This window comes from Asticcacaulis sp. (assembly GCF_051956075.1).
Classification (GTDB): Bacteria; Pseudomonadota; Alphaproteobacteria; order Caulobacterales; family Caulobacteraceae; genus Asticcacaulis.
Genome location: NZ_JBQCGA010000066.1, coordinates 1 through 18,069, shown reverse-complemented (window position 1 = coordinate 18,069; position 18,069 = coordinate 1). Strand labels below are relative to the sequence as shown.

The window sequence follows — 18,069 nt, the reverse complement described above, 5'->3', positions numbered from 1 at the left end:
CCAGTCGCTGAAAAGGATGGTAAAATCCTCATCCTCATAGCGTCTGGGCCCAGACGGATAGGGCGTTGTGTAAAGCTGGCGCAGCAGGGCCTGCATGACGAGGGCGCAGCGTTGGGCGCGGGCGGCTTCGATGTGGGTCTGCGGCCGGTCGATGCGCTCGACGGCGTCGAGCAGGCGGTCGGCGCAGGCGCGTAAAGCGTCGCGGAAGGTGGGCGCGGGAGCCGCGTCACAGGTCTGAGGCGGCGCTTCGGGCAGGCTGGCCAGCGCCTTGTCGGCGGTCTGGAGAGCGCGGGCGGCGTGGGTGGCTTCGACATAGGTTTGCGGCGCAGGCATGTCGTGCAGGCGCTGGGCAATGTCTTCGGTGAAGGCGCGCAGGCGCAGCAGCCGCGCTTCCAGCGCCGCCTTGTCCGCTTCTGCCTGTTCCGTATAGGTCATCGCATCAGGATAAGGTCAGCTACAGATGCGGGGATAAAAAAACGCGGCCCGGCGATGCGGACCGCGTTTTTCAATGTCTCAAACGATCTGAGATCAGATCAGCTTAATATCGACCGCAGCGGTCTTGCCGCGTTCGGTTTGCAGTTCGTAGGACACCTTCTGGCCATCGGCCAGGCCTTGCAGGCCGGCGCGCTGAACCGCCGAGATGTGCACGAAAACGTCGTTACCGCCGGCGGCGGGTTGGATAAAGCCGAAGCCTTTTGTCGAGTTGAACCATTTGACCGTACCTTCGGCCATGTGCGCTCTCCTTATGATCGAGCCGTTATCGAGGCGCGGCGGGCGAGCCCGTCGCAAACAATCGTGTGTCTCGGTAGCAGCAGATCGAAACCAGAAAGCGTCGGGAAATGCGCCCGATGCAGTCCAATCCCCTTTAGCGTAGGCAGCCTGAGTAACGGATTGTCGCGGCATTAAGACAGTGGTTCTCCTTTTGGTCAAATGAATTCGGGACCGGAAGGCCTCGGATCGCGCGCATGTTACCGCGCCGCAGCGGAAAAACCTCGCTCTCAGCGGGCGTTTCTCCTTGATTTTGGCGCGGCGGCGCGCTGAATCATCGCAATGAGTCCACCCGCTTGCAGACGCCATGCAAACCCAGTCCCTGACGACCTTTCTGCTCCGCACGGCGCTGACCCTGCCCGCTCCGGTCCTGCGCCTGTTGTCAGGCGGGGCGATCGTCTATGAGCAGGGACGCACGCTCGACCCGGAATTCCAGTTCCTGTGGCGCACCGGCCTGAGCGACCGCAACGGTCGTCCGCGTCTTGGCGTCGCGGGTCGTCCGCTCGACGAAGCGCGCGCGGACTGGCGCGAGATGGCCGCGCGCTTTGCGACGGCGCCGGGCGCGCGCGTGCAGGTGGACGCCGTCGGCAGCGCCGGGGTCAGCGGCCTTTTGATCCGCCCCCTGCATATCGACGACGACATGCCGCTCATGGTTTTCTTCCATCAGGGCGGCGGCGTGCTGGGCGGGCCGGAACTGAGCCGCGCCTTTGGCGGCCTGTTCGCCTTCGCGGCGCGCTGCCCGGTCTTTCTGCCGCATTACCGGTTGGCGCCCGATCACCGTTTTCCGGCGGCGCTGGAGGATGCGCACAGGATCGCCGACTGGGCGCAGACCAACGCCTTTACGCTGGGGGCGCCGTCGGGGCGCGTGGCGCTGGGCGGCGCCCTGACCGGGGCCGGGCTGGCGGCGCGTCTGTGCCTGGAATTGAAACGCGACCTCAAGCCCCAGCCCGCCGGACAATTACTGCTGACGCCGCTGCTCGACCTCGGCGATCCGGGTCTGCGCGACGCTGACAAGGGGTTATGGCCGCTGAACGGCGCCGATCTGAACGAGATGATCGCCAACTATGCGGGCGGCGGTCATGATCTCAGCGATCCGCGTCTGTCGCCGGGACGCGAAAAGCTGCTGGGCGGCCAGCCGCGCGGCCTGATCGCATCGGCGGGCTTCGATCCGACCGCCGCGCAGGCGGAAGACTATGCGCGGCGGCTGCGGAGGGCCGGGTGCGAGACGGTTTACCGCCGTTATGACAGCCTGCCGCTGGGTTTCGAGCTTTTGTGCGGTCTGGCCGGATCGGCGCGGGCGGCGACGCTGGACATCGCCGGACTGTGGCGCGGCCTGATGGGCCTGCCGCGCAGCGCGTGAAAACGTCGACCACCGCACCGTAATCTTATCCGTGCGCCTTTCCTGACAGATTGCCCGCTTAGCCCATTCATCGCACGTTCAGCGCGCATAATCTATCATGCGTGACATAGGGATTATGGGCATTAATCGGGGCAGACTGGAAAGGACACGAACATGAAGCGTCTTTTGACCCTCGCCGCCGCCGCCGCTCTGATTGGCGGGACCGCCCTCGGCACAGCCGCCGAAGCGGCGCCGCAGCATCATTACGACCACGGTCGCTATGAACATCGCGATCGTGATGACCACAATCGTTACGGCCACGACCGTTATGGCCACGACCGTTATGAGCGGCATGATCGTTACGCCAGCCATCGCTGGAGCTATGATCGCGGCTATCGCCATACGCACTGGCGTCGCGGCGGCTATGTGCCGCACGACTACTGGGGCCGCGGCCGCCGCATCGACTATCGCTACTATCATCTGCGCCGTCCGCCCTATGGCTATGAATGGCGCTATGTCGATGGCGACTATGTGATGGCCAGCATCGCGACCGGCCTGATCGCCTCGATCGTGCTGGCGCAGTAAGATCTGCGCTGTAAAAAAGAAGCGGCTCCGCAAAGGGGGCCGCTTTTTTATTGGCTGATGGCTTTGAGAACGCCCGCCTCGTCCAGCCCTAACGCGCGCCGGGCGGTCATGGCGATGTGCGGGGCGTCGAGACCGGCCTCGGCATATTGTTTCGCCTGGCTGTCCTGATCCTGATAGCGGTCGGGCAAGGTCAGGGTGCGCACGCGCAGGCCATTGTCGAGCGCGCCCTCGCCCGCCAGATAGTGCAGCACGAAGGCGCCGAAGCCGCCCATGGCGCCCTCCTCAAGCGTGATCAGGCATTCATGATGGCGCGCCAGTTGCGTGATCAGCGCCGTATCGAGCGGTTTGGCGAAGCGGGCGTCGGCCACGGTAGTCGAAAAACCGCGCGCCGCCAGAAGGTCGGCGGCCTTGAGCGCGTCCTGCAGGCGCGTGCCCAGCGACAGGATGGCGACCTTTGAGCCTTCGCGCACAATGCGGCCCTTGCCGATCTGAAGCGGCTGGGCGCGTTCGGGGATGGCGATCCCCGTCGCCTCGCCGCGGGGATAGCGAAAGGCGCTGGGGCCGTCGTCATAGGCCGCGGCGGTGGCGATCATGGCCGCCAGTTCCGCCTCGTCCGACGCGGCCATCAGCATCATGTTCGGCAGGGCGCCCAGGTAGCCGATGTCGAAAGCGCCGGCATGGGTGGCGCCGTCGGCCCCGACCAGACCGGCGCGGTCGATGGCGAAGCGCACCGGCAGGTTCTGCAGGGAGACATCGTGCGCGACCTGATCGTAGCCACGCTGCAAAAAGGTCGAATAGAGGGCGCAGAACGGCTTCATGCCGTCAGCGGCGAGGCCCGCCGCAAAGGTGACGGCGTGCTGCTCGGCGATGCCGACATCGTAGCAGCGCGTCGGGAAGACCTCGGCGAAGCGGTCAAGGCCCGTGCCGGACGGCATGGCGGCGGTGATGGCGACGATGCGCTCATCCTCGCGCGCCTGCTTGATCAGTTCCGAGGCGAAGATGTCGGTATAGCTGGGAGCATTGGCCTTGGGCCTGGCCTGCTGGCCGGTGACCACGTCGAATTTCGATACGCCGTGATATTTGTCGGCGGCGGTCTCGGCGGGCGCGTAGCCCTTGCCCTTCTGCGTCACCACATGCACGAGGACAGGGCGGTCGGTGATGCCGTGAACACGCTTCAGGACGGTGAGCAGATGCTCCATATTGTGGCCGTCGATCGGGCCGACATAGTAGAAGCCCAGCTCCTCGAAAAAGGTGCCGCCGGTGACATAGGTGCGCGAAAACTCCTCGCCCTTGCGCACCATTTCAAACAGCGGGCGCGGCAGACGCTCGGCCATGCTCTTGCCCCAGCGGCGGAGCTTCTGATAGGCGCCGCCGGAGACCAGATTGGCCAGATAGGCGCTCATGCCGCCGACCGGCGGGGCGATCGACATGTCGTTGTCGTTGAGGATGACGGTCAGGTTCTTGGTCGTTTCGGCGGCGTTGTTCATCGCCTCATAGGCCATGCCCGCCGACAGGGAGCCGTCGCCGATCACCGCCACCACCTTGTTGTCCGCGCCCTTATGATCGCGGGCGGCGCAAAAGCCGAGCGCCGCCGAGATTGAGGTGGCGGCATGCGCCGCGCCGAACGGATCGTACGGGCTTTCCGCGCGCTTGGTGAAGCCGGAGAGGCCACCGCCCTGACGCAAGGAGCGCATCTCGCCGCGTCGTCCGGTCAGTATCTTGTGCGGATAGCACTGATGACCGACATCCCAGATCAGAATGTCGCGCGGCGTGTCGAAGACGTGGTGCAGGGCCACGCTCAGCTCGACCACGCCCAGGGCCGAACCCAGATGTCCGCCGGTGCGCGACACAACGTCGATGGTCTCAGCGCGCACATCGTCGGCCAGTTGACGTAATTCGTCCGGCGTCAGGCCATGAATGGCGGCGGGATCGCTTAGTCTGTCCAGAATGGGGGTATCGGGCATATTATAATCTGACCTGCCGGGCTGTCGTCCCGGAAGCGGCTCATTTGCGCCGATTGAGAACGAAGTCAACACTCTCGCGCAAGTATCGCGCGTCACTACCGAAAATTTCAAGCCGGGATTTGGCCTGATCCGATAAAATCCGCACGCGGGCCTTGGATTCTTCGAGGCCCAAAAGGGTAACGAAATTGGTCTTGCCCCTGGCCGCGTCCTTGCCGCCTGCACCCTTGCCCATCTGGTCGGGGTCGCCCTCGACGTCCAGAACATCGTCGGCGATCTGATAGGCGAGCCCCAAATCCTGTGCGAAATGGGTCAGGGCCAGACCGTCGCGGTCGGAGGCGTCGGCCACCACCAGCGGTATCTGGAAGGCATAGACGATCAGGGCGCCGGTCTTCAGGCGCTGCATGCGCGCCACGCCGCCAATATCGCCCTGCACGCCCAGAAGGTCGATCATCTGGCCGCCCGCCATGCCTTCTGCGCCCGAAGCGCGCGCCAGCATCTTGACCAGTTCGCAGCGCACCAGCGGGTCGTCATGCGTGTCTTCATGCGCCAGAATCTCGAAAGCCACGCTTTGCAGCGCATCGCCGGCCAGCACGGCGGTCGCCTCATCGTAGGCGCGGTGCACGGTCAGTTGCCCTCGGCGCAGGTCGTCATCGTCCATGCACGGCAGGTCGTCATGCACGAGCGAATAGGCGTGAATGCATTCCAGCGCGCAGGCGGCGCGCAGCACCGCGTTCTCATCGGCGCCGAGCAGACGGCCCGTCTCCAGCGCGAAGAAGGGCCGCAGCCGCTTGCCGGGACCGAGGGCTGCGTAGCGCATCGCCTCGGTCAAGCGCGATTCCGGGCCTTCGCCATGCGGCAAGAGCTGGTCGAGCGCCATCGTGACCAGATCGGCGGTCTCCTCCATGCGCGCCACCAGCGGCGGCAGATCGGAATTGGCGGCGATGGGCGTCACAGACCTTCTCTATTCGAAAGACGCGGGTGCGACGCCTTCGACGCCGCCGCTTTTGTTGAGCGAAATCTTTTCGACCTGCAGACGCGCGGCTTCGAGGCGCGCTTCGCACAGGGCCTTCAGTTCAGCGCCCTTCTGATAAAGTTCCAATGACTTTTCCAGCGGAGCCTGGCCCGATTCCAGCTCAGCGACGATCTTTTCGAGCTGGGCCAGGGCGGCTTCGAAGGACAGCTCGTTCGTGGGCGCTTGGGGGTCGGTCATGGTCTCGTCTTCCGTTCGTAACGGCGGCAGCCCCAGTATTTGAAGCCCTGCTCCAGGGTTTGTACAAAACCCATGCGCTTCAGTTCAAGGCTGATCATCAGATTAAAATAGCCGTGCGCCAGCACCAGCACGTCGCCGCCTTCCTTCGCCTTGTCCAGCAGGAAGGCGGCCATCTCCCTGGCGCGCGCCTGCGCCTGACGGCGGGTCTCGAAGCCGGGCGTATCGACGAACCACCACCATGTGCGGGCCACAAAACCCCAACCCCATGAGTTCGGCGTGAATTTGATAAAGGACGGCAGATGCGGCGGCGGCAGCGGCGCCTCGACCAGTTGCGGCAGTTCGACAAAGCCGCGGCCCCGGCAGACGGCGCGCGCGGTCTCGACCGAGCGCGGCAGGGGCGAGGCGTAGATATAACGGGCGTCGCGGGCGAAATCGTGCAGAACCGGCGGCGGCAACTGACCTTCCAGCAGGCCCGCCCGGTCATAGGCGGCCCACCAGTCGGCATAGCCGCGCCAGTCGAGCTTGACGCGCCGCGACAGGGCCGGTTCACCGTGGCGTACAAGCGTGATCGCGCCCGTCTTTGGCGCGGTCTGGCCGCCTGTCGGAATCTCAGTCGTGTCGCGCACCCGGCCCCCGGATCACGGCTCTCCCATCGTTCGCAGGGATTCGCCGTCGGTTGAAACAGGGGTCGTTGGTAACGTCCCACTGGCGGAGCGGCAAGTGTTTTTGTCGGGAGGGGAGCTGCCCCCTCCGTCATTTGCTCCGCAAATGCCACCTCCCCGTAAACGGGGGAGGATGGTCCGTTCTCATCCCTCCCCGTTTACGGGGAGGGATGATTCAATCCGCCCGCTGCAATTGCAGTTGCAGGACGTTGGTGCGTTCGGTGCGGAAGCCCGCCTCGCAATAGGCGAGGTAGAATAGCCAGAGTTTGCGGAACTGGGCGTCGAAGCCCTTGATGCGGCCTTCCTTCCACGCCGCCTCGAAGCGCTGGCCCCACTGTTTCAGCGTCTCGGCATAGTCGTGGCCGAAGCCGAAATTGGAGACCAGTTTCAGGCCCGCCGCATGGGTCTGTTCGACCAGCTTCTGCGCCGAGGGCAGCATGCCGCCGGGGAAGACATATTTCTGGATGAAGTCGGCGCGCGACTTGTAGTCCTCGAACATGTCGTCGGCGATGGTGATGATCTGCAGGCCCGCCTTGCCGCCTTTTTTGAGCACGTCGCGCAGCTTGTCGAAATAGACGCCCCAATAAGATTCGCCGACCGCCTCAAACATCTCAATCGACACCACGGCGTCGAACTGGCCCTGAATGTCGCGATAATCCATCAGACGGATAGTGACCTTGTCCGACAGACCGAGCCGCGCCATCCGTTCGACGGCGTAATCATGCTGGGCGCGTGAGATGGTCACGCCGGTGACATGGGCGCCCACGGTTTCCGCCGCATATTGCGCAAAGCCGCCCCAGCCGCAGCCGATCTCCAGCACATGCTGGCCCGGTTGCAGATCAACCAGTTCGGCCAGGCGCGCATATTTGGCCGTCTGGGCGGCGCTCAAATCCTTGTGCTCGCGGAAACGCTCGCCGTCGAACAGGGCCGACGAATAGGTCATGGTCTGGTCGAGCCACTGATCGTAGAAGCTGTTGCCGAGATCGTAATGCTCGAAGATGTTGCGCTGTGAGCCTTTCTTGGTGTTTTTGCGCAAGGCGTGCAGGATATTGTTGATCGTCTGGGTGACGATATTACCGGTGAACAACTGACCCAGCTTTTCGGAGTTGAGCGTCAGCACTTCCAGCAGGGTGGCCAGGTCCGGCGTGTCCCATTCGCCTTCGCGGAAGCCGTCGCAAAAGCCGATATCGCCGGAGGCCAGCACGCGCTGCATAAAATGGAAGTCTTTGACCAGCAGCACTCCGGTCGGCCCCGGTTGTTTGCCGTGTAAGGTCAGGCTCTTGCCGTCGGGAAAGACGACCTCAAGCGCGCCGATCTCCCAGACCTTTTGCAGGATCTGCACCCCTTTGCGCGCGGCGAACGGCAGGGCTTTCAGGTCGGCGGGGCTAACGGCGGGGGTCGTCATCGGGCGGCCTCATGCAGAAGAGTGACACGCAAGATATACGCATACCGAGGGCCTGCGGATTGCGGCCCGCGCCTGTTTAATATGGACCGGATTTTACCGTTGGCAAGAGGGATGACGTGGCGCGAACGCCCCCTCTCCCCGTTTGTGGGGAGAGGGGGCGTTTGGGTTAGCGCGTCACGCTCAGTTCGCCGCCGGTATAGGTCACCGTCTGGTCGGCCTTGTCGAAGTCGGTGGTGGCCTGCCCCGGCGTGATGAAGCGGATATGGAAGGTTCGCGTCGCGACCATGTTCGGATAGGAGCCATTGCAGGCGCCGATGGTCAGGACGCCTTTGCGGTCATCGTAGGCGAACGGGATGCGGCTATATTCGCCGCGCGTGTAGCCGTTCGTCACGCCGTCGTCTTCGTAAAGACTGAACGTCCCGTCCGCGCCGGTATAGACATTGATCGTCAGGGGGGCGTCGGGCTTTTCATCGACATATTGCGTGACCGGTCCCATCGGCAGGATCGCGCCTGCGCGGACATAGAGCGGGATCTGGGCCACCGGCGCGTCGGCGCTGATCGTCTGGCCGCCGGTGATTTTCTGGCCGGTATAGAAGTCATACCAGTCCGCGCCCGCCGGGACATAGACGTCGCGCGAGCGCGCCTTGTATTCGGTGACCGGCGCGACCAGCAGGGCGTGGCCGAACAGATATTCGTCCTTGATGTCGCGGGCTTTTTCGTCGTTCTCGAAATCCATCACCAGGCCGCGCATGATCGTGCCGGAATGGTAATAGGTGTCGGATGCCACCGTATAGATATAGGGCATCAGGCGGTAGCGCAGGTCATCGTACCAGACCATCGCCTTTTGCATATCCGAGCCGTCGGGCGCGATGTTGTAGATCTCGCGCTTGACGACCTCGCCGTGACTGCGGAACAGGGGCGATAGCGCGCCAAATTCGAACCAGCGCAGGTTCAGCTCCTGCCATTCGGCCAGGTCTTCCGGCTTGATCGGATGTGCGTCGGTGGCGCGGTTTTCCTGCGCCGAGCCAAGATCGCCATACTGATAGCGCGTCTCCTGCGCGTAGCCGCCGATATCGTGCGTCCAGTTGGGGATGCCCGACATGGAGAAGTTCACGCCCGCCGCGATCTGATCGTAGAGGTTGTTCCAGCGCGCCACGGTATCGCCCGACCAGACCGCCGCCGCATTGCGCTGAATGCCCGCAAAGCCCGAGCGGGTCAGTATGAACTGGCGCGTATCAGGTTCGTCGCGCTTCAGGCCGTCATACATGGCCTCGGTGTTCATCAGCGCGTAGGGGTTATGCACCAGAGCGCCCGGCCCCATCTGGGTCGGAGTGATCAGCTTGGCGAAGTCGGCGGGGCGCTCGTTGGAATTGACGTCCGGCTCGGTATTGTCCATCCACCAGGCGTCGAAGCCGAGCGGGATCAGCGTATCCTTGAGCTGACGGTAATAGATGTCGCGCGCTTCCTGATTATAGGGCGAATAGTGGCTGTTGAGATAGCCTTTGCCGACCCAGTCGCGCGTGCCGTTTTTCACGTTCTGCTCGAACATATAGCCCTTGGCGTCCAGCTCCTTGTAGTTGGCGGTGTTGGCGTAGAACTTGCCCCAGATCGAGATCATGATGTGGGCGTGTTCCTTATGCACCTGATCGACCATGGCCTTGGGGTCGGGGAAGCGCGTCTTGTCGAAGGTGTGGCTGCCCCACTGGTCTTCGGGCCAGTAGAACCAGTCCTGCACGATATTATCGAGCGGCCAGCCGCGCTTGCGATATTCGGCCACAGTGTCGAGCAACTGGTCCTGCGTTTCGTATCTTTGCCGGGATTGCCAGAAGCCATAGGCCCATTTCGGCATCAGCGGCGCCTGCCCGGTCAGGGTGCGGTAGCCGGCGATCGAGCCGTCGATGGAGTTCGAGGCGATAAAATAGTAGTTCAGCCCTGTGCCGACCTCGGACGACAATTGCAGCGAATGGGTGTCGGCAGCGCTTTGCGGATTGTCGTGGGTCACCGCCACCATGCCGCCCGAAGGCGTCCATTCCAGGTGGAACTTCACCGGCTTGCCCGCGAGGAAATCGACGGTGAAATTGTGATACCACGGGTTCCAGCCCTGCCGCCACACATCCATGACCGGCTTGCCGTCGATGGTCAGATCGGCATAGTCCGAGGCGTAGAGTTGCATCTTATGGACGCCGGAGATGTCGGAGGTCATCGTGCCGTCCCACACCACCTTGACGGTCTTGCCTTGCGTCGCCTGTTTGCTCAGCGCGGGCGCGTCAGGCCAGTTCTCGGCCACGTCCTTCAGGTACTGATAGCGGATGTCGCTCTCGGTGCGGGTCAGGACCAGCTTGCCATCGACATAGTATTTGGCGGTCAGGCCCGGTTTGCCATCCGGCGTGGTCAGTTTGAGGTCGCGGCTCATCAGCGCATAGGGGGTCGGATTGCCCCAGCGCGTGATCGAGTCATTATCCCACAACAGGCCGTAGTTTTTCGTCGAGACCACGAACGGCACGGCGACGTCCATATTGTGCTGCGACAGCAGGATGTCTTCGCCGTTCAGGTTCATCTGGGCGTTCTGGTGCTGGCCCATGCCGTAAAAGGCTTCGTCCGTGCCCTTGTTGAACTGGGCGGCGACGGCGACAAACGGCTTGCCTTCGACGGTGACGGGCGTGATCTGCTCGGAGCTTTGCGTCAGAACCTGTTGGCCCTCGGCGTTGAAGAAGGTGGCCAGTCCCGTGGCCAGCGACACCTGCGCCGAGGCCTGACCAGCGTTCAGCGTGACGACGCCGTCCTTTTCGCTGACCGCGTAATCACCCGCCACCGGCTTTGCGACCGTCATCAGCGACTCAACCTGTTCGCGGCTGGGATTATCGAGTGCGAGCACATGGATGATATTGGGCGCCATGACCTCAAGGCGCACCTCTTTGGCGGGGCCTTCGTCGGGATGGACGACCACGCCGCTGGCTGTCTTCTGGAAATCGCCAGCCATGGCGGGGCTGGCCAGTATGAGCGTCAGCACGGACGCGGTGATCATCAGGTTTCTCATCGTCTCAACATCCTGTGGGGTCGCCCCTCCCACCGCCCAAGAAGCGTACTAACGCTTCGCTCCTTGAGTACTTGCGGTCCCCCCTCCCCGCTACGCAGGGAGGGATGAAGAGGCCTTGCTATTATTTTGAAAGGAGCCTTACTTCTCGTAGGTCGCCAGCGTGACCTTTAAAACCACGGGCGTGGCGGTGAAATTCAGGCCGTAATCGGTTTCGTCGCCGTTCCAGACCCGCTCAAACACCCAGTTGCCCTGATCGTCGTAATGGCCTTCCTCGACGCGCGAGACTAGAAAGCCCTTATCGGCGTTCTTGGGACCGGCGCCGAAGGTGATGCGCGCATTATGGCCGACGACAAGGAACTGGTTGTCCGACAGCTTCGCCACCGCGACGCCGCCGGAGGGGATGTCCGAACCTTCGGGATAGCCATTCTTGTTCTGCGGATCCCATTCGGGCAGGCCAAATTGCCACTGGCGATAGGTGACCTTGGCCGACCATTGTGGGCCGAGGTCGAGCGACTGGGCGCTGTGGTCGTCCGGTTCGGAGACGCCCCAGACCTGATTGTCAAAGCTCAGCTTGGCCCAGACGCGCGCCATCGGGGCGAAGACGCCATACAGATTGGCGAAGGGCGCGACCATGCTCTTGTCGGTCGCCTTATTGCCCAACGGATAGTTGGAATAGCCGGTATAGTCGAAACCGAACGGATCGAAGCCGATCGCCTTGTGGCCCAGCGCGGTGAACAGATAGCGCGCATAGATCGGCTTGTTGCCGCTTTCGGCGACGAACAGGGCGTTGTCCGGGCGCGTATAGAGATCGAGCGTCGCCTCATAGGACTTGGAATCCGGCGAATAGAGATCGGGCGCCAGCAGGTCGATATGCGGCGCGGCGACCTTGTAAATGTCCAGCACATTATAGCTGGGGCCGCCGGAGGCGTAGGAGCCTGCCTTCGTCGGGTTGAGCGGGTCTTTCAGGGCGTCGTTCATATAGGTCGGCAGCGGATAGACCGCCTTACCCGCTGCGGCGATGTCGTCGCAATAGCTGGCGATCGACCAGGCCTGGAAATATTCGTCGGCGTCGTCGCCGAACACCTCATGCCAGTTCCCAGACGCTTTGAGCGCGCGCTTGCCCATGGCTTTGATCAACGCCGCCGGAACGGGCTTCGCCATCAGGGCGTCGGCCTTTTTGGAATAGTCGCGGGCCGCGCCATAGACGCCGGTTTCGTTTTCGACCTGCATCATGATGACTGTGTGTTGGTCGCCGTCTATCGCCTTGATGTGCGTCAGCAGCGCGACATAGGCCTTTTTGTCGGCCTCGCGGGTTGTGTCATAAAGCGGCGACAGGGCGTAGGAGGTCGAGCCGTCCTGATTGGTCAGGCGCGGAAAGCGCTTATTGTCGGTCTTGACCCAGTCCGGCGTATAGCTGGGGCCGGTGTTCTTCCAGGTGCCGAACCACAGGATGACGAGGCGGACATGGTTGTCACGCGCCTGCGTGACCAGCGTATCGACGAAAGAAAAGTCGAACTGCCCCTCCTTCGGCTCGATCTGCTCCCAGGCCACGGGCATGACCAGGGTGTTGGCCTGCATATCCTTGATCGCGGGCCAGACCTTGGGCAGGACCGCCGGGTAGTTGGAGGAATTGTTCGCCTGCCCGCCCAGCAAAAGATACGGCGCGCCGTCGACCATCAGGGCGTGCTTGCCGTTCTTTGTCACCAGTTGAGGCATATCGCCCGCGAACGCGGCGCCCGCCGCGAGCATGACGGCGGACAAGGCCGTCGCCGCGGCCACAGTTTTGATGAATCTCATGACGTAAGTCCCCAACCCGATGCCGATTCATAGGTGAAGCGGCTTATTACTTGTAAAATTGTCATATAAAAACTCTGTCGCGATCGCAAGTCCAACCATCAATTATGTCGCGCGATGAACTTTTTGTGTAGTCTCTACCGTGGATCGACCGGCCCGGGCGGCCGATTCGACACTTGCTTAGAAAAACAAAAGGGGAAACCGTCATGCGTTCTGAATTCGGCGTCAGTCTGGCCTATGGACTCATGCGCACGCTCGGCCAATCCATCGTCACTGGCGCGTTCGAGCAGACGGGTTTTCCGACCGAGGCGGAACTGTGCCAGAAGTTCGGCGCCAGCCGCACCGTGATGCGCGAGGCGGTCAAGATGCTGTCGGCCAAGGGCCTGTTGGCGTCGCGTCAGCGTCAGGGCACGCGCGTCGAGCCGGTCGAGAACTGGAACCTGCTCGACCCGGACGTGCTGCGCTGGCTGATGGAGCGCCCCTACTCCAACAAGATTTTCAAGGAATTCACGCAGATGCGGCTGGCCATCGAGCCGACCGCCGCCGCTCTGGCCGCGCAGGTGCAGAACAAGCTGGCCATCGCCGAAATCCGCGAGGGGCTGGAGGCGATGAGCGCCGCCAAAGACCCGGACGCCTCATTGCAGGCCGATATCGACTTCCATGTCGCCATCCTCAAGGCGTCGGGCAATCCGTTCTTCTGGCGGCTGAAGCCGATGATCACCAACGCGCTCAACCTGTCGATCCAGCTCACCAACCAGATTGCCGGTCACACCGCCGATCTGGCGCAGCATGAATCCATTCTGGTCGCCATTGAAAAAGGCGACGCCGTCACGGCGGAAGCCGCATCCGCCGCGATTCTGCGCGAATCGCTGACCTTCATTGAGAAAGCGGCGGAGGCTTCGGCGGCCTAAGCCGCCGGATGCGCACTTAGGCCGCCTACCTCTTCGGCGTCACGCGCAGCATGACCACGCCGTGCGACGGGACTTCGGCGGCGTAGGCGGTCTTGACGTTCTTTTTGACCGCTTTCGACCACAGATCCTTGACGTCGGCTTTTGCAGGCAGGCCGAGCGTCGCCCAGTCGGCCGTCATTGTGTGCGCCGCTTTGGAGCGGTTCAGCAGGATCACCGCCATGTCGCCATTGCTGAGCGGGCGCGCCCAGACCTCATAATCGCCATCCTTGGTGACGCGATGGCCCTGCTGGCCCAAAGCGTCCTGATCGATGGCGATCACATCCTTATTCATCAGGATGGTTTTGGTGGCGTCGCTCATATCGGACAGGTCGTTGCCCGCGATCAGGGGCGCGGCCAGCATGGCCCATAGCGAGAAATGGGCGCGGTATTCGGTGTCCGTCATGCCGCCATTGCCGACTTCGAGCATGTCGGGGTCGTTCCAGTGGTTGGGGCCGGAATATTTTTCCAGCCCGACCTGCTGATCGAGAATGTCAGTGACGCCGTGCATATAATCCTTGTTCTGGTCCCAATTGTCCCAGATGTCGCCCGTGGTGCGCCACAGATGGCCGACCTCGCCCGCCCACTCCCACGGCTTGTGCTGGCCCCATTCGCACAGCGAAAAGACGATGTCGCGACCGGATTCGCGCAGGGCCATCGCCATGATGCGGTAATCGGCCTGGGCGTCGTCGGAGCCGGTGTTGCACCAGTCATATTTCAGATAATCGACGCCCCAGGCGGCGTATTGTTTCGCGTCCTGAAACTCATGCCCGCGCGAGGCCGGGCGTCCGCCGCAGGTTTTCAGGCCCGCATCGGAATAGATGCCGAACTTCAGACCCTTGCTGTGTATGTAGTCGGCCAGCGCCTTGATCCCCGAAGGAAATTTGACTGGATCGGCGACAATATTACCCGCATCGTCGCGCCCGACCTGCCAGCAATCGTCGATGATGATATATTGATAGCCCGCGTCCTTCATGCCCGAAGCGACCATGGCGTCGGCGGCGCCCCTGATCTTGGCTTCGTCGATATTGCAGGCGAAGTGGTTCCACGAATTCCAGCCCATGGGCGGGGTCATGGCGACCTGCGGCTTGGGCTTTTCCAGCGTATAGCCGCCTTGGTCCTCGGCCTGGGCGACGCCCGTGACGAGCGCGCCGCCGGTCAGGACGGCGGCGAGTCCGCCCGCCATAAGGACGCGGCGCCAGATTTTGGCTTTGTTCATGATCTGTCTCCCTATTGGCGATAAGTCATATAATTTTTCGCCGTTCAACGCCATATCCGATTAAATAAAATAATTTGCTTTAATGAAATTCCACGCTACTCTTCGGTTTGCAGATGCGTTCCTCCTGTGTGCGCCCTACCGCACACATGTCTGGCATGGCCCCCGGACTTTCCCGTCCGGGGGCTCTTTTTCAGGCAGCCTCTGACGCCGCAAACAACATTCTCGCCCTGAAAGGTTGTCTTTTGCGCAGGCGCTCACTAACCTGCGCGCCATGAAGCGCGGCTGCAAGGGACGGTCGCGTCAGCCCGTAAGAGGTTCTTTTTGACGAACAAGCGCGTCCGCAAGGCGGTCATTCCTGTGGCGGGGCTGGGCACGCGTGTGCTGCCCGGCACGAAAACCGTCCCCAAGGAGCTGCTCAACGTCGTTGACCGGCCGATTTTATCCTATGTCGTCGAGGAAGCCCGCGCGGCGGGGATCGAGCATTTCGTCTTTGTCACCGGGCGCTTCAAGGGCGCTATCGAAGACTATTTCGATCATCAGGTTGAGCTGGAGGCGCAACTGGCCGCCAAGGGCAAGACCGATATCCTCAATCAGTTGCTGGCCGAACTGCCGCGCCCCGGCGAGATGAGCTTTGTGCGCCAGATGCAGCCGCATGGCCTCGGCCACGCCGTCTGGTGCGCGCGCGATATTGTCGGCGACGAGCCGTTCGGGGTCATCCTGCCCGATATGGTGATGGACGCCGAGGTTCCGGCGATGAAGCAGGCGATTGACGCCTATGACGAGGTCGGCGGCAATATCATTGTCGTCGAGCCGGTGCCGCACGACCAGACGCACAAGTACGGGGTCGTGGCGCTGGACGGGCAATCGGGCCGTCTCAACAAAATGACCGGCATGGTGGAAAAGCCCAAGGCCGGGACCGCGCCCTCCAATCTGATCGTATCGGGGCGCTATATTCTCCAGCCAGAGATTTTCGAGTTGCTGGCGACACAGGAGCGCGGCGCTGGCAATGAGATCCAGTTGACCGACTCGATGTTCCGCCTGATGGAGACGCAAGGTTTCCATGCGCTCGAATATGACGGCGTGACCTATGATTGCGGCGACAAGATCGGTCTTCTTCGCGCCAATGTCGCGATGGCGCTCAAGCATCCTGAGCTGGGCGCGGCGGCGCGCGCGGCTGTCAAGGCGCTGTTGTAATTTCTGCGTACTGCTTTTTTATCCAGCGGCGTGGCATGAGACACGCCGTTTCCAATGCCTGACCATCCGGGGAATTATACGCCTATGTCCATCACACCGCGCGCCGATATCCGCGAGAACACCTACGAATTCGAGACGATCCCGCTGGTCAAGGCCACGGGCTTTCGCGAATACGATGCGCGCTGGCTGTTCGGCAAGGAGATCAACCTCTTAGGCATTCAGGCGCTGGGTCTGGGACTTGGAACCTATATCCAGGAGCGCGGGGTTAAGCCGCGCATCGTCACCGGCCACGATTTCCGTTCTTACTCGATCAATATCAAGAACGCTTTGATGCTGGGTCTGATGCAGGCCGGCTGCGAGGTGCTGGATATCGGCCTGTGCCTGTCGCCGATCGCCTATTTCGCGCAATTCGACCTTGAAGCGCCGTGCGTGGCCATGGTCACGGCTTCGCACAATGAGAACGGCTGGACCGGGGTGAAGATGGGCTGTCAAGCCCCGCTGACCTTCGGGCCGGAGGAGATCGGGCGGCTGAAGGACATCGTGCTGAACGGCGAAGGCGTGGCGCGTCCCGGCGGCAGCGTCACACAGGTTGAGGGCGTGCAGGACCGCTACATGGCGGACGTCGCGTCCAAGGTGAAGCTGTCGCGCCCGCTGAAGGTGGTCTGCGCCTGCGGCAACGGCACGGCGGGAGCGTTCGCGCCGCAGACCCTGCGCGCCATGGGGGCCGAGGTGATCGAGATGGACTGCGACCTCGACGCCACCTTCCCGAAATATAATCCTAATCCCGAAGACCATCACATGCTGTCGGAGATGGCCAAGGCGGTCAAGGAACACGGCGCGGACATGGCTTTGGGCTTTGACGGCGACGGCGACCGCTGCGGCGTGGTCGATAATACCGGCGAGGAAATCTTCGCCGACAAGATCGGCCTGATGCTGGCGCGCGACCTCAGCGAGCAGTACAAGGACGCGACCTTCATCGTCGATGTGAAATCCACCGGGCTTTACGCCACCGACGCGGTGCTGAAGAAGAACGGCGCAACCACCGTCTATTGGAAGACCGGCCATTCCTACATCAAGCGCAAGACCAATGAGCTGAACGCTCTGGCGGGGTTTGAGAAGTCGGGCCACTTCTTCTTCAACACGCCGTTGGGCCGCGGCTATGATGACGGTCTGGTCGCCGCCTCATGGATCCTGGCCATGATGGACCGCAATCCGGGCAAGAGCCTGTCGGACCTGAAAGACGCCCTGCCGGTGGCCTATACCTCGCTGACCATGAGCCCGCACTGCGGCGATGAGGTCAAGTACGGCGTGCTGGAGCGGATCGTGAAGGAGTATGAAGACCTGGCCAAGTCGGGCGGCGAGATCTTAGGCCGCAAGATCAAGGAGGTCATCACGGTCAACGGCGCGCGCGTCCATCTGGAGGACGGCTCGTGGGTGCTGGTGCGCGCCTCAAGCAATAAGCCGGAACTGGTGGTTGTGGTCGAATCCTTACGCTCCGAAGACGATATGCGCGACCTGTTCCGCAAGGAGGTCAAGCCGCGCCTCGCCAAATATGACGAAATCGGAAGCTATAATCAGGAAATCTGATAGCTGCCTTAACGCGCTATCAATTTTCCTGGTTGAGATTATCAGCCGCGCCAATGAAATAGAAAAGGTCAGATGGCACACTGTTTAGCAAATGATAAAGTCGGCGATGTCGCCTCTATTGAGTGCGTTTTACATGGTTTCTTGGACGGTAACCTGTCTGAAGTCGAAACCCTAAGAGCGATAAAGCGCTTGACCTCATTTGCTGATTTCGGCATGAGCCCGTCTAGTGAATCGTCGATAATGCAGCTTCTTGACCATGCGAAGCGCACCTGCGGAAACAGGATAAGCTGCACACGCCACCTGGCGCGATACATTCAGCAAGTCATGCGCTCAAACTATTCAGGATCGGACCGAAATT

The 18,069-nt window shown here is 62.2% G+C and carries 15 protein-coding genes; 5 read left to right on the top strand and 10 right to left on the bottom strand.

Annotated elements, in window-relative coordinates; all coding sequences use genetic code 11:
• Both ACTHLA_RS17885 and ACTHLA_RS17880 read right to left on the bottom strand, forming a co-directional pair.
• Positions 1–435, bottom strand: a 435-nt coding sequence (locus tag ACTHLA_RS17885) for a hypothetical protein (protein ID WP_440192755.1), incomplete at its 3' end; no start/stop codon positions are given.
• A gap of 93 nt (positions 436–528) precedes the next feature.
• The gene (locus ACTHLA_RS17880) at positions 529–732 is read right to left on the bottom strand and encodes a cold-shock protein (protein ID WP_440192752.1); all 204 of its coding nucleotides are present in this window, start codon (positions 730–732) and stop codon (positions 529–531) included.
• 343 nt (positions 733–1,075) lie between these two features.
• On the opposite strand from ACTHLA_RS17880, the gene ACTHLA_RS17875 reads away from it, so the two are divergent.
• Both ACTHLA_RS17875 and ACTHLA_RS17870 read left to right on the top strand, forming a co-directional pair.
• Positions 1,076–2,128, top strand: coding sequence for an alpha/beta hydrolase fold domain-containing protein (locus tag ACTHLA_RS17875; protein ID WP_440192749.1), 1,053 nt, complete (start codon positions 1,076–1,078; stop codon positions 2,126–2,128).
• Positions 2,129–2,281: 153 nt separating this feature from the next.
• Positions 2,282–2,692, top strand: a complete 411-nt coding sequence (locus ACTHLA_RS17870; protein WP_440192746.1) for an RcnB family protein — start codon at positions 2,282–2,284, stop codon at positions 2,690–2,692.
• Between the two features lie 47 nt (positions 2,693–2,739).
• On the opposite strand, the gene dxs is transcribed toward ACTHLA_RS17870, so the two are convergent.
• The 7 genes from dxs to ACTHLA_RS17835 all read right to left on the bottom strand — a co-directional run bounded on the left by dxs (position 2,740) and on the right by ACTHLA_RS17835 (position 12,767).
• Positions 2,740–4,656 carry a 1-deoxy-D-xylulose-5-phosphate synthase gene (gene dxs, locus ACTHLA_RS17865; RefSeq protein WP_440192743.1) on the bottom strand — a complete coding sequence of 639 codons (1,917 nt, stop codon included), beginning with the start codon at positions 4,654–4,656 and terminating at the stop codon, positions 2,740–2,742.
• Positions 4,657–4,696: 40 nt separating this feature from the next.
• Positions 4,697–5,608 (bottom strand): polyprenyl synthetase family protein, encoded by a 912-nt coding sequence (locus ACTHLA_RS17860; RefSeq protein ID WP_440192741.1) that lies wholly within the window; start codon positions 5,606–5,608, stop codon positions 4,697–4,699.
• A gap of 9 nt (positions 5,609–5,617) precedes the next feature.
• Entirely contained in the window at positions 5,618–5,866 is a 249-nt protein-coding gene (locus tag ACTHLA_RS17855; protein WP_440192738.1) for an exodeoxyribonuclease VII small subunit, read from the bottom strand.
• Positions 5,863–6,492: a histidine phosphatase family protein gene (locus tag ACTHLA_RS17850; protein ID WP_440192735.1), complete on the bottom strand. Its 630-nt coding sequence runs from the start codon at positions 6,490–6,492 to the stop codon at positions 5,863–5,865. Before ACTHLA_RS17850 ends, ACTHLA_RS17855 begins: the two co-directional genes overlap by 4 nt.
• A 211-nt stretch (positions 6,493–6,703) precedes the next feature.
• Positions 6,704–7,933, bottom strand: coding sequence for a class I SAM-dependent methyltransferase (locus ACTHLA_RS17845; protein ID WP_440192732.1), 1,230 nt, complete (start codon positions 7,931–7,933; stop codon positions 6,704–6,706).
• A gap of 166 nt (positions 7,934–8,099) precedes the next feature.
• Entirely contained in the window at positions 8,100–10,958 is a 2,859-nt protein-coding gene (locus ACTHLA_RS17840; protein WP_440192729.1) for a TIM-barrel domain-containing protein, read from the bottom strand.
• Between the two features lie 150 nt (positions 10,959–11,108).
• Positions 11,109–12,767, bottom strand: a complete 1,659-nt coding sequence (locus ACTHLA_RS17835) for a GH35 family beta-galactosidase (RefSeq protein WP_440192726.1) — start codon at positions 12,765–12,767, stop codon at positions 11,109–11,111.
• Positions 12,768–12,970: 203 nt separating this feature from the next.
• On the opposite strand from ACTHLA_RS17835, the gene ACTHLA_RS17830 reads away from it, so the two are divergent.
• The gene (locus tag ACTHLA_RS17830) at positions 12,971–13,675 is read left to right on the top strand and encodes a FadR/GntR family transcriptional regulator (protein WP_440192723.1); all 705 of its coding nucleotides are present in this window, start codon (positions 12,971–12,973) and stop codon (positions 13,673–13,675) included.
• Between the two features lie 25 nt (positions 13,676–13,700).
• Here ACTHLA_RS17830 and ACTHLA_RS17825 read toward each other — a convergent pair whose 3' ends face one another.
• Entirely contained in the window at positions 13,701–14,930 is a 1,230-nt protein-coding gene (locus ACTHLA_RS17825) for a glycoside hydrolase family 27 protein (RefSeq protein ID WP_440192720.1), read from the bottom strand.
• Between the two features lie 321 nt (positions 14,931–15,251).
• Between ACTHLA_RS17825 and ACTHLA_RS17820 the strand changes: the two genes are divergently transcribed.
• Together ACTHLA_RS17820 and ACTHLA_RS17815 are read left to right on the top strand one after the other, a co-directional pair.
• A complete protein-coding gene (locus ACTHLA_RS17820; RefSeq protein WP_440192717.1) occupies positions 15,252–16,124 on the top strand; it encodes a UTP--glucose-1-phosphate uridylyltransferase in 873 nt (290 codons plus the stop codon).
• Between the two features lie 84 nt (positions 16,125–16,208).
• The gene (locus tag ACTHLA_RS17815; protein ID WP_440192715.1) at positions 16,209–17,711 is read left to right on the top strand and encodes a phosphomannomutase/phosphoglucomutase; all 1,503 of its coding nucleotides are present in this window, start codon (positions 16,209–16,211) and stop codon (positions 17,709–17,711) included.
• The last annotated feature ends 358 nt before the right edge of the window (positions 17,712–18,069 follow it).

Bases quoted from the DNA above. Each gene is read 5' to 3' on its own strand.
- dxs (WP_440192743.1), bottom strand. From the start codon at position 4,656: ATGCCCGATACCCCCATTCTGGACAGACTAAGCGATCCCGCCGCCATT.
- ACTHLA_RS17845 (WP_440192732.1), bottom strand. From the start codon at position 7,933: ATGACGACCCCCGCCGTTAGCCCCGCCGACCTGAAAGCCCTGCCGTTC.
- ACTHLA_RS17825 (WP_440192720.1), bottom strand. From the start codon at position 14,930: ATGAACAAAGCCAAAATCTGGCGCCGCGTCCTTATGGCGGGCGGACTC.
- ACTHLA_RS17870 (WP_440192746.1), top strand. From the start codon at position 2,282: ATGAAGCGTCTTTTGACCCTCGCCGCCGCCGCCGCTCTGATTGGCGGG.
- ACTHLA_RS17880 (WP_440192752.1), bottom strand. From the start codon at position 732: ATGGCCGAAGGTACGGTCAAATGGTTCAACTCGACAAAAGGCTTCGGC.
- ACTHLA_RS17830 (WP_440192723.1), top strand. From the start codon at position 12,971: ATGCGTTCTGAATTCGGCGTCAGTCTGGCCTATGGACTCATGCGCACG.
- ACTHLA_RS17815 (WP_440192715.1), top strand. From the start codon at position 16,209: ATGTCCATCACACCGCGCGCCGATATCCGCGAGAACACCTACGAATTC.
- ACTHLA_RS17835 (WP_440192726.1), bottom strand. From the start codon at position 12,767: ATGAGATTCATCAAAACTGTGGCCGCGGCGACGGCCTTGTCCGCCGTC.
- ACTHLA_RS17855 (WP_440192738.1), bottom strand. From the start codon at position 5,866: ATGACCGACCCCCAAGCGCCCACGAACGAGCTGTCCTTCGAAGCCGCC.
- ACTHLA_RS17875 (WP_440192749.1), top strand. From the start codon at position 1,076: ATGCAAACCCAGTCCCTGACGACCTTTCTGCTCCGCACGGCGCTGACC.
- ACTHLA_RS17840 (WP_440192729.1), bottom strand. From the start codon at position 10,958: ATGATCACCGCGTCCGTGCTGACGCTCATACTGGCCAGCCCCGCCATG.